We start from the raw sequence: 12,684 nt of genomic DNA on the forward strand, positions 1-12,684 counted from the left end.
CTTTCATTGCAATTCGCCTAGACAAAATTGTAGGATACTTACACATATTGGCTATTTCTGAGTGTTTACTTACATCGAAAACTTGCCAATAAGTCGGTGATGTCCATACCCCACCTATATAAACCACTAGTTTGTGGTCAAAAACAAACGGATATCACTAAGGATTGTTTTTCTCGCAATACTTTTCCTGCGAGATACGGAAAGGATTCAAACCGCCAGCATAGGCAGGTTTAGACCCATAAATATAAAAGGACAAGGCTAACTTTATACAAAGAAGTTGCGCCTAGATTTAACTGGAAGGATGTATCTATGGTAGATCAAGAGCAGAACTCACAGGGTCTGTATACTCCTGAATTGGAGCATGACGCTTGTGGTATCGGTTTTGTTGCTCATCTTAAGAATCGCAAATCTCATGATGTAGTAACTCAAGCACTCGATATGCTTGCACGTATGGAACACCGTGGCGGCCAAGGCTGTGATCCGTGTTCTGGTGATGGTGCAGGTATCCTGCTACAGAAGCCACACGAATTCTTACTAGAAGAAGCCGTAAAGCTTGGAATTAAACTGCCATCTTTTGAAAAATATGGTGTTGGTGTTGTACTTTTCCCTAAGGATGAATACAAACGTGCACAGTGTCGTGACATTCTAGAACGCAATGCACAGCGCCTTGAGTTAGAAGTTATCGGTTACCGTGAACTTCCAACTGACAATTCAATGATTGGTGCTGACCCACTAAGCACTGAACCTCAATTTGAACACGTATTTATTTCTGGCGGCCCTGGTATCACACCAGAAGAGCTTGAGCGTAAACTGTATGTTCTACGTAACTACACTGTTCGTGTATGCCTAGAAAGCGTGTCAAACATCGGTGACGACTTCTACATCAACTCTATGTCTTACAAGACATTGGTGTACAAAGGTCAGCTAACAACAGAACAAGTTCCTCAGTACTTCCTAGACCTGCAAAACCCAACTATGGTGACAGCTCTAGCACTTGTACACTCTCGCTTCTCTACCAATACATTCCCTCGTTGGCGTCTGGCTCAGCCTTTCCGTTACATAGCGCATAATGGCGAAATCAATACGGTTCGCGGCAATCTAAACTGGATGAAAGCACGTGAAGCAATCCTAGAGTCGGATCTGTTTACACAAGCTGAAATCGACATGCTGCTTCCTATCTGTCAGGAAGGTAGCTCGGATTCATCAAACTTCGATATGGCGCTTGAGCTACTTGTTCTTTCAGGTCGTACTCTGCCACACGCATTAATGATGATGATCCCTGAAGCATGGCAAGAAAACAAAAACATGGATCCAACTCGTCGTGCGTTCTACCAGTACCACGCGAACGTAATGGAACCATGGGATGGCCCGGCATCAGTATGTTTCACCGATGGTGTTCAAGTTGGTGCAACACTTGACCGTAACGGTCTGCGCCCTTCTCGCTACACAGTAACGAAAGACGACTTCCTAGTGATGGCGTCTGAATCTGGTGTTGTTGAGATCGCTCCCGAAAACGTTGAATACCGTGGTCGTTTACAACCAGGTCGTATCTTCGTTGCTGACCTTGAGCAAGGCCGCATCATTTCTGACGAAGAAGTGAAAGACGGTATTGCTAAAGCACAACCCTACGAAAAGTGGGTTGAAGAGAACCTTCTGAGCTTGAAAAAGCTACCGGATGCGAACAACGAATTTAACCAACCTTCTCCAGAAAAGTTGCTTCATAAACAACAATCGTTTGGTGTGAGCTCTGAAGAAGTAAACGAAATCATTCTACCTCTTGCGAAAACAGGCTACGAGCCACTTTCTGCAATGGGGGCTGACTGGCCGCTAGCGATTCTTTCCCATCAATCGCAGCACCTTTCAAACTACTTCAAGCAATTATTTGCACAAGTAACTAACCCGCCAATCGATCCAATTCGTGAGCGTATGGTTATGTCTCTGAACACTTACCTAGGTAAGGATCAGAACCTACTTGCTGAAACACCTGAACACTGTCAAAAAGTAGAACTTGAGTCTCCTGTGCTATCTAACTCTGAGTTAGAGAAGCTACGTGCAATCGATAACGAGCACCTTCAAGCGAAGACGCTGGATATCGTATTCCAAGCAAACGGAGACAACGGTAAGTTAGAGCGCGCACTTAAGCGTATCTGCCAATACGCAGAAGACGCCGTGATTGATGGCTACTCTATCATCCTACTGACAGACCGTGCGGTTAACTCTACCCACGCCGCTATTCCAGCAATGCTGGCAGTTGGCGCGGTTCACCACCATCTTATCCGTAAAGGTCTAAGAGCTAAGTGTGACATTGTTGTTGAAACGGGCGATGCTCGCGAGACACACCACTTTGCAACGCTTATCGGCTACGGTGCGAACGCAGTTAACCCATACCTAGTTATTGAAACGATTGTTGAACTGCAACGTACGAAGAAGCTAGATCCAAACGTACACCCGCGTGAGTTATTCGATAACTACCGTAAAGGTGTCAACGGCGGTCTACTGAAGATCTTCTCTAAGATGGGGATCTCTACGCTACAGTCTTACCACGGTGCACAAATCTTTGAAGCACTTGGTGTAAGCAAGTCAGTAGTGGAAAAATACTTCACTGGTACTGTTTCTCGTATCCAAGGTCTAACGATCGATGATATCGCACGAGAAGTGCTAGTTCGTCACCGTGTTGGTTACCCAGCTCGTGAAATCCCAGCTCAGATCCTTGATGTTGGCGGTGTTTACCAGTGGAAACAACGTGGTGAGAAGCACCTATTCAACCCTGAAACGATTTCTCTACTTCAAGAATCGACGCGTAATAAAGATTACGGTCAGTTCAAGAAGTACGCAAAAGCAGTCGATGACCAAGGCGACAACGCAGCAACGCTACGTAGTCAACTGGACTTCATCAAGAATCCTGCTGGCTCTATTCCTCTTGCAGAAGTAGAACCCATCGAGAACATCCTTAAGCGTTTCGCAACCGGCGCAATGAGCTTTGGTTCAATCTCACATGAGGCTCACTCAACACTGGCTGTTGCAATGAACCGCATTGGCGCGAAATCAAACTCAGGTGAAGGTGGTGAAGATCCAGCACGTTTCGAACGCAAAGAAAACGGTGACTGGGAACGTTCAGCAATCAAACAGGTGGCTTCTGGTCGCTTTGGTGTAACGTCTTACTACCTATCTAACGCTGATGAGCTTCAAATCAAGATGGCTCAAGGAGCGAAACCTGGCGAAGGTGGTCAACTACCTGGTGATAAGGTTGATGATTGGATCGGTGCAACACGTCACTCGACTCCGGGCGTAGGTCTTATCTCTCCACCGCCACACCACGATATCTACTCAATCGAAGATTTGGCTCAGCTGATCTACGATCTGAAAAACGCGAACCGTAACGGCCGTGTCAACGTGAAGCTAGTATCAGAAGCTGGCGTAGGTACGATTGCATCGGGTGTAGCAAAAGCGAAAGCTGACGTAGTACTTATCGCAGGTTTTGATGGTGGTACGGGTGCATCTCCGATGTCTTCTATCCGTCACACTGGTCTGCCTTGGGAACTGGGTCTAGCAGAAACGCACCAAACACTACTGAAAAACGGCCTACGTAACCGTATCGTTGTTCAGTCTGATGGTCAGATGAAAACACCACGTGACCTTGCAGTCGCAACGTTACTTGGCGCTGAAGAATGGGGCGTAGCAACAGCTGCTCTAGTTGTTGAAGGCTGTATCATGATGCGTAAGTGTCACAAGAATACATGTCCTGTTGGTATCGCAACACAAAACAAAACTCTTCGTGAGCGTTTCGACGGCCGCGTAGAAGACGTAGTAACGTTCTTCCAATACATGGCTGAAGGTCTACGTGAAGTAATGGCTGAACTGGGCTTCCGTTCTATCGACGAGATGGTTGGTCAATCGCACAAACTTAAAGTTCGTGATGACATCGGTCACTGGAAGTACAAGAACCTAGATCTAACACCAGTACTGCACATTGAGCAGGCTCGTGCAGAAGATGGTATCTACAACCAGACAACACAGAATCATAATCTTGAAGACGTTCTAGACCGTAAGTTGATTCAGGCTGCAATCCCAGCGCTTGAGAAAGGTGAAGCGGTTACCGCTCAGTTCCCTATCATCAACACGGACCGTTCAGCAGGCACGATGCTGTCGAACGAAATCTCGAAGGTTTACAAAGACCAAGGTTTACCACAGCCAATGAACGTTAAGTTCCACGGTAGTGCAGGTCAATCGTTCGGTGCGTTCCTTGCGAAAGGCGTTAAGTTCGAAGTAGAAGGCGACGCGAACGATTACTGGGGTAAAGGTCTGTCTGGCGGTACTTTGGTACTGTACCCAGATGCGAAATCTACTATCGTTGCTGAAGACAACATCGTTGTGGGTAACGTATGTTTCTACGGTGCAACCTCAGGTGAATCTTTCATTCGCGGTATGGCTGGCGAACGTTTCTGTGTTCGTAACTCTGGTGCGAAGGTTGTTGTTGAGGGTGTTGGTGACCACGGTTGTGAATACATGACAGGTGGCGCGGCAATTATCCTTGGCTCAACGGGTCGTAACTTTGCTGCAGGTATGAGTGGCGGTGTCGCTTATGTTTGGGATAAAGCAGGCGACTTCGAAACCAAGCTCAACGCAGAACTTGTAGACCTAGATCCAATTGAACAAGAAGATAAAGATCTTCTACTAGATATGCTAACGAAGCATGTTGAATTCACAGGAAGTGAAGTTGCTCAGTCTTTCCTAGACAACTTTGAAGTAAGTGTCGCATCACTAGTTAAAGTAATGCCACGCGACTACAAAGCAGTTCTTGAGAAGCGTAAAGCTGAAGCACAACAGGCACAAACGGAAGAAGTGGAGGCAGTATAATGGGTAAGCCTACTGGATTTTTAGAACACGGTCGTGAGCTTCCAAAAAAGCTCGACCCGTCAGTTCGAATTGAAGACAACAAAGAGTTCGTACTTAACGAAGAGTTTGGTGAAAAGATCAGTACTCAAGCATCTCGTTGTATGGACTGTGGCGTACCTTTCTGTCACAACGGCTGTCCGATTGGTAACATCATCCCAGAATTCAATGACGCGGTTTATCGTGACAGCTGGGAAGAGGCTTGGAACATTCTAAGCTCTACCAACAACTTCCCTGAGTTTACAGGTCGTGTTTGTCCTGCTCCTTGTGAAAGTGCCTGTGTTCTTGGCATCAACCAAGACCCAATCACTATCTGTAATATCGAGAAAACGATTGTAGAAACTGCGTACCGTGAAGGGTACGCAAAGCCTAAGACACCACGCTCTCGTACAGGTAAAACTGTCGCGGTTATCGGTTCAGGTCCTGCTGGCTTAGCCGCAGCTGAGCAGCTAAACAGCGCTGGTCACTCGGTAACGGTATTTGAACGTGACGAGAAAGTCGGTGGTCTACTTCGCTTCGGTATCCCAGATTTCAAACTGGGTATGGACGTGATTGATCGTAAGATCAACCTAATGGCTGAAGCTGGTGTTGAGTTTAAAGTGAACCAACACATCGGTGTTGATGTTAATGCTCAACAGCTACGCCAAGAATTTGATGTGGTATTGCTAACGGGTGGTTCTACGGTTCCACGTGATTTACCAATCCCAGGTCGTGAGCTGAAAGGCGTTCACTTTGCCATGGAATTCCTTGGTCAAAACAACCGCCGAGCCAACGACTTAGATCTTAAGACAGAAGAACTTCACGCAAAAGATAAGCACATTGTGGTTATCGGTGGTGGTGATACGGGTTCTGACTGTGTGGGCACATCAAACCGTCATAAAGCAGCAAGCATTACTCAGGTTGAGATCATGCCGATCCCACCAGAGAAACGCCCTGCAAATATGCCTTGGCCTCAATACCCAATGATCATGAAAACGACCACTTCTCACGAAGAGGGTTGTGAACGTCATTGGAACATCCTGACTAAAGAGTTCATCTCTGACGATAACGGTAATGTAACCGGACTTCGTATCGCTGACATCGTTTGGCAAGACGCGAAACCAGGCGAACGTCCAGGTTTTGATGAAGTAGCGAACTCTGAACGTGTTATCCCTTGTGACATGGCATTCCTTGCAATGGGCTTCTTACACCCAGAGCCAACAGGCGTGCTTGCTCAACTAGACATTAAACTGGACGAGCGCGGTAACGTTGCTTCTGAAGGTTTTGCAACCAACCAGAAAGGCGTTTTCGCTGCTGGTGATATGCGTACTGGCCAATCTCTGGTTGTACGTTGTATTAATGAAGGTCGTGAATGTGCAATTGCCATTGATGACTTCTTAATGGGTAACTCAAACTTAGAAGCGAAAGCAGATTCACTCATGCTTTCCGCATAATATTTCTCAGGCTAACGTCGATGACGTTAGCCTAGAGGAAAAGCAACACCCTTCCTAACTTTTATGTTTGGCTAGCACTCGATGCTAGCCTTTTTTCTATCTGCCTTACGGCTCCTGCGACATTCCCTTCGTGGCACATGTTAAATTCCATTAACATCCACCTTTTATATCCCTTTGATATCATTCTACTATTTTAGATTATTACGTGGTTAATCGCGTTTACGCGTGATAATTAACCATGAACTTGACCTTAAACACAATTAGCTATACGTTGTAAAGCTGGTGAAAATAAAACCAATCGGTTTTGTTAACACAACCAATAACGTTTTAACTAGCTAAAGACAAACTATAAGCTTATAAAAAATAACAAGTATATGAATAGTTAGTCATTTACTGTCTGGATGACAGAGAAGCAAAAGGGAGAATTGCAATGGCTCTATATGATCCTAGTCTTGAAAAAGACAACTGTGGATTTGGTTTAATAGCGCAAATGGAAGGCCAACCGAGTCATAAGTTGGTACGAACTGCTATTTCAGCCCTCGATCGCATGACACACCGTGGTGGTATTGCTGCGGATGGTAAAACAGGAGATGGCTGTGGCTTATTACTACAAAAGCCAGACTCTTATCTCAGAATTATTGCAGAAGAGAATAATTTCAAGCTCGGCAAGCAATACGCTGTCGGCATGATTTTCTTCAGCCAAGACCCAATCAAAGCGCTATCCGCGCAAGACATCGTCAATAAAGAGCTCGCTCAAGAGACTTTAACCGTTGCAGGCTGGCGTGTCGTGCCGACCAACACCGACGTATTAGGCCCAATCGCCAAAGATTCTGTTCCCAATATTCAGCAAGTGTTTATCTCAGCACCTGCAGGGTGGCGTGAACGCGATATTGAACGACGCCTTTACATCGCTCGTCGTCGAATTGAAAAGCAGATCACAGAAGACAAAGATTTCTATATTTGTAGCCTTTCGACACAAGTCATGGTTTACAAAGGCTTGTGTATGCCGGCCGATCTTCCAAGATTTTACCTCGATCTTGCTGACTTACGTATGGAATCAGCAATATGCCTGTTCCACCAGCGCTTCTCAACCAATACTCAGCCGCGTTGGCCACTGGCTCAGCCATTCCGCTATTTGGCGCACAATGGTGAGATCAATACCATCGAAGGTAACCGTCAGTGGGCTAAAGCTCGTGCCTATAAATTCTCTTCACCACTGCTGCCCGATTTACAAACGGCCGCCCCCTTTGTGAATGAGACAGGCTCAGATTCATCAAGCCTAGATAACATGCTCGACCTGTTCCTTGCCGGTGGTATGGATGTATTCCGAGCGATGCGCATGCTCGTGCCGCCCGCTTGGCAAAACCACCCAGACATGGATCCCGATCTGCGTGCATTCTACGACTTCAACTCCAAGCACATGGAACCGTGGGATGGCCCTGCGGGTATCGTACTGTCTGACGGCCGTTATGCGGCATGTAACCTCGACAGAAACGGCTTACGCCCTGCTCGCTATGTGATCACAAAAGACAACCTAATCACCTTGGCATCTGAAGTCGGTATCTGGAATTATGCGCCAGACGAAGTGGCAGAGAAAGGACGTGTTGGCCCTGGTGAATTACTCGTTATTGATACGCGTCGCGGTAAGCTATGGCAGTCGAACGAGATCGACAATGATCTTAAAGGCCGTCACCCATATAAAGAGTGGATGGATAAGAACGTTCACAAATTAACACCGTTTTCCGCACTAGCAGATGACCAAGTCGGTAAGCGTAATTTTGATGATGACACCCTAAAGACCTATCAAAAACAGTTTGCAATGAGCAACGAAGAGTCAGACCAAGTACTGCGTGTACTCGGTGACATGGGACAAGAAGCGGTCGGTTCTATGGGCGACGATACGCCAATGGCAGTGCTGTCTTCTAAAGAGCGCCTAATCACCGACTATTTCCGTCAGAAGTTTGCTCAAGTCACCAACCCACCGATTGATCCTTTGCGTGAAAAACACGTTATGTCTCTGGCAACCAGTATCGGCCAAGAGATGAATGTGTTCTGTGAAACCGATGGGCATGCTTACCGTGTGACGTTTGATTCACCCGTTCTGCTTTATTCTGATATGCAGCAACTTCTGCAATTAAATCAAAAGCATTATGGCCATACGATTCTTAGCATGCACTATGACCCAGCAGAAAAAGATCTCGAACAAGCCATCAACGACTTGTGTGATCGTGCGGTTCAAGATGTACGTGACGGCGCCGTTTTGGTTGTGCTTTCAGACAAAGGTTTAGAGAAAGGTAAGCTACCCGTTCCAGCAGCAATGGCTGTCGGTGCAGTACAAACTCGACTCGCAGACACCAACCTACGTTGTGATGCTAACATCGTGGTTGAAACAGCAACCGCACGTGACCCACACCAATTTGCAGTATTGCTTGGTTTCGGCGCCACCGCGGTTTACCCGTATCTCGCTTATGAAGCTCTGGGCAAAATGTTGGACGATGGTTCATTAGATAAAGACTATCGCACTGCATTGCAAAATTACCAAAACGGTATCAACAAAGGTCTGTATAAGATCATGTCGAAGATGGGTATCTCGACAATTGCTTCGTATCGCTGCTCGCAGTTATTTGAGGCGGTCGGTTTACATACCGATGTCGTTGATTTGTGTTTCCGTGGCGTAACGACTCGTATCCAAGGTGCTAGCTTTAGCGACTTCCAACAAGATATCTATAATCTATCTCGTAAAGCATGGACTAAGCGTAAACCACTGGAACATGGTGGCTTACTCAAATACGTACATGGCGGCGAATACCACGCCTACAACCCAGACGTAGTCAGCACCTTGCAAACCGCAGTAAAGACAGGTGAAACATCGGATTATCAATCTTTTGCGAAGCAAGTTAATGCTCGTCCTGCTGCTATGCTGCGCGACTTAATGAGCCTCAAAAAAGCCGATCAACCTCTACCTCTAGAACAAGTCGAGCCAAGTAGCGAGCTCTTTAAGCGCTTCGACTCGGCGGCCATGTCGATTGGTGCCTTGAGCCCAGAAGCTCATGAAGCGCTAGCCATGGCGATGAACCGCTTGGGTGGTTACTCCAACTCTGGTGAAGGTGGTGAAGATCCACGACGCTTTGGTACTGATCGTAACTCCCGTATCAAGCAGATAGCTTCCGGTCGCTTTGGTGTGACGCCACATTACTTAACCAATGCGGATGTTCTGCAAATCAAAGTTGCACAAGGTGCGAAGCCGGGCGAAGGTGGCCAACTACCGGGCCATAAAGTCACAGCAGAAATCGCCAAGCTGAGATACTCAGTTCAAGGCGTAACATTGATCTCCCCTCCTCCACATCACGATATTTATTCTATCGAAGATCTGGCGCAGCTGATTTTCGACCTTAAGCAAGTTAACCCTAAAGCCTTGGTTTCAGTGAAGTTAGTATCTGAACCGGGTGTAGGCACCATTGCCACAGGTGTAGCGAAAGCTTATGCCGACTTGATTACGATCTCCGGTTACGACGGTGGTACTGCAGCAAGCCCGCTGACTTCAGTGAAATACGCAGGTTGTCCTTGGGAGCTTGGCTTAGCCGAAACTCAACAAGCACTCGTCGCCAACGGGCTTCGTCATAAGATCCGCCTGCAAGTCGATGGTGGTTTAAAAACCGGCCTCGATGTTATCAAGGGCGCGATTTTAGGTGCAGAGAGCTTTGGTTTTGGTACCGCACCTATGGTGGCGATGGGTTGTAAGTTCTTGCGAATCTGTCACCTAAATAACTGTGCGACAGGTGTGGCGACTCAAGATGAAACCCTACGCCGCGAATACTTCAAAGGCCTACCAGACATGGTGGTGAACTACTTTACAGGCCTAGCCGATGAAGTTCGCCAGTACCTTGCAGAACTTGGCGTAGAAAAACTTACTGATCTGATTGGTCGTACTGACTTGCTTGAAGCCGTTCAAGGCCTCACTGCGAAACAGAGCAAACTCGATCTCTCTTCAATACTCGAAGCTCCAGTATCTCCAGAAGGTCACCCACTGTTTTGGACTGAGCCAAACGCACCATTTGATAAGGCTCAGCTCAACCAACAGATCCTTGATGATGCAATTGATGCGATTGAGAAACGTCAATCCACCAGCCTTTACTACAACGTGATCAACACCGATCGCTCGATTGGCGCTCGTATCTCTGGTGAAATTGCCAAACGTTACGGTAACCAAGGCATGGCTGGCTCACCAATTAAGTTGTATCTCGATGGTACAGCAGGCCAATCCTTTGCGGTTTGGAACGCCGGAGGCGTAGAGCTATATCTGACAGGCGATGCCAATGACTATGTTGGCAAAGGCATGGCTGGCGGCAAAGTGGTTATCAAGCCGCACCAAGGCACCGCATTTACTTGTAACGAAGCGACCATCATAGGCAACACTTGTCTGTATGGCGCAACCGGAGGCAAGCTATTTGCCGCAGGTACTGCGGGCGAACGATTTGGCGTGCGTAACTCAGGTACCGTTGCTGTGATTGAAGGTGCGGGTGACAACGCCTGTGAATACATGACTGGCGGTATTGTTGCCATTCTTGGCGCAACTGGCGTCAACTTCGGCGCGGGTATGACGGGTGGTTTTGCTTATGTCATGGATAAGAATGAAGACTTCCAAGGCCGTGTGAACAACGAATCGGTCGAAGCGCTTTCTCTGTCTGATCTATTTATCCACCAAGAACATCTACGCGGCCTGATTGCAGAGCACTTAGAAGAGACTGGCTCAGTACACGCTGAAGCTATTCTGGCGAACTTTGATGAATGGATTCCGAAGTTCTACCTAGTGAAGCCAAAGACGGCGGATCTTAACACCTTGCTCGGTCACCAAAGCCGTAGCTCTGCTGAACTTCGTGTTCAAGCGCAATAATTGGAAGGAGCCAATCATGAGCCAGAATGTATACCAATTTATTGATGTGAATCGCGTAGACCCAGCGAAGAAACCAATCAAGATACGTAAGATTGAGTTTGTAGAGATCTACGAACCTTTCACTAAGCAACAAGCCAAAGCGCAAGCTGACCGTTGTTTAGACTGTGGTAACCCTTACTGTGAATGGAAATGTCCAGTTCATAACTACATCCCTCAGTGGCTTAAGCTTGCCAATGAAGGGCGCATTATCGAAGCCGCTGAACTGTCTCACCAAACCAACAGCTTACCTGAGGTGTGTGGACGAGTTTGTCCTCAGGATCGGCTGTGCGAGGGATCTTGTACCCTCAACGATGATTTCGGCGCAGTAACCATCGGCAACATTGAAAAGTACATCAATGACAAAGCGTTTGAGATGGGCTGGAAGCCAGACATGTCTCACGTTGAATGGACCGACAAAAAGGTCGCGATCATCGGCGCAGGCCCAGCAGGTCTTGCAGCAGCTGATATCTTAGTTCGAAACGGTGTGAAGGCCGTGGTATTTGACCGCTACCCTGAGATCGGTGGCCTGCTGACGTTTGGTATCCCATCGTTCAAGCTTGAGAAAGGCATCATGGAAAACCGTCGCCGTATCTTTAGTGGTATGGGGGTCGAATTTAAAATGAATACCGAAGTCGGCAAAGACGTTCAACTACAACAACTTGTCGATGATTATGATGCCGTTTTCTTAGGTGTCGGCACCTATAAAAATATGCGTGCTGGATTAGACAACGAAGAAGCTCCGGGCGTTTATGATGCCCTACCATTTCTTGTTTCCAATACCTACAAGGTCATGGAACTGGATAACCCAACGCCATTCATCGACATGAAAGGCAAGAAAGTAGTCGTGCTTGGTGGTGGTGATACTGCAATGGACTGTGTCCGAACGTCGATTCGTCAACACGCTGCTAATGTTGTTTGTGCTTATCGCCGAGATGAAGCGAACATGCCGGGCTCTCGCCGAGAGGTGAAAAATGCGAAAGAGGAAGGCGTGAAGTTCATGTTCAACCTTCAACCATTAGCACTGGAAACCGATTCATCCGGTCATGTGACTGGCGTTAAAGTGATGAAAACAGCCTTGGGTGAACCAGATGAGGCAGGCCGCCGTCGTCCTGAACCGGTTGAAGGCAGTGAGCATGTTCTTGAGGCTGATGCCGTGATCATGGCATTTGGTTTCCAACCTCATGCAATGGAATGGCTAGAACCATTTGGTGTAGAGCTCGACCAATGGGGTCGCATCAAGGCTCCCGGCACACAAGAGTTTCAATACCAAACCACCAACAGCAAGATATTCGCTGGTGGCGATGCCGTTCGAGGCTCTGACTTAGTGGTAACCGCTATCGATGAAGGCCGTAAAGCCGCAGAAGGGATCTTGGATTACCTAGAAGTGTGATTGGGTTTCCTTTATTACTCAGTTCGTTACTATAA

At 47.2% G+C, this 12,684-nt stretch carries 4 protein-coding genes; all 4 read left to right on the forward strand.

From position 1 onward, the window contains the following. Positions 1-309 precede the first annotated feature (309 nt). The 4 genes from gltB (ACED59_RS09600) (at position 310) to ACED59_RS09615 (ending at position 12,649) form a co-directional block, all read left to right on the forward strand. Complete coding sequence (gene gltB / locus ACED59_RS09600) at positions 310-4,857, forward strand: glutamate synthase large subunit (protein WP_017098323.1); 4,548 nt, start codon at positions 310-312, stop codon at positions 4,855-4,857. Next, positions 4,857-6,326 (forward strand): glutamate synthase subunit beta, encoded by a 1,470-nt coding sequence (locus ACED59_RS09605; RefSeq protein ID WP_017098322.1) that lies wholly within the window; start codon positions 4,857-4,859, stop codon positions 6,324-6,326. The genes gltB (ACED59_RS09600) and ACED59_RS09605 overlap by 1 nt, the downstream gene beginning before the upstream one ends. Positions 6,327-6,756: 430 nt before the next feature. Then, complete coding sequence (gene gltB / locus ACED59_RS09610) at positions 6,757-11,220, forward strand: glutamate synthase large subunit (RefSeq protein ID WP_371704902.1); 4,464 nt, start codon at positions 6,757-6,759, stop codon at positions 11,218-11,220. 16 nt (positions 11,221-11,236) lie between these two features. Then, complete coding sequence (locus ACED59_RS09615) at positions 11,237-12,649, forward strand: FAD-dependent oxidoreductase (RefSeq protein WP_029223987.1); 1,413 nt, start codon at positions 11,237-11,239, stop codon at positions 12,647-12,649. Positions 12,650-12,684: the final 35 nt, after the last annotated feature.

The organism is Vibrio sp. FF266 (genome assembly GCF_041439695.1).
Taxonomy (GTDB): domain Bacteria; phylum Pseudomonadota; class Gammaproteobacteria; order Enterobacterales; family Vibrionaceae; genus Vibrio; species Vibrio tasmaniensis_A.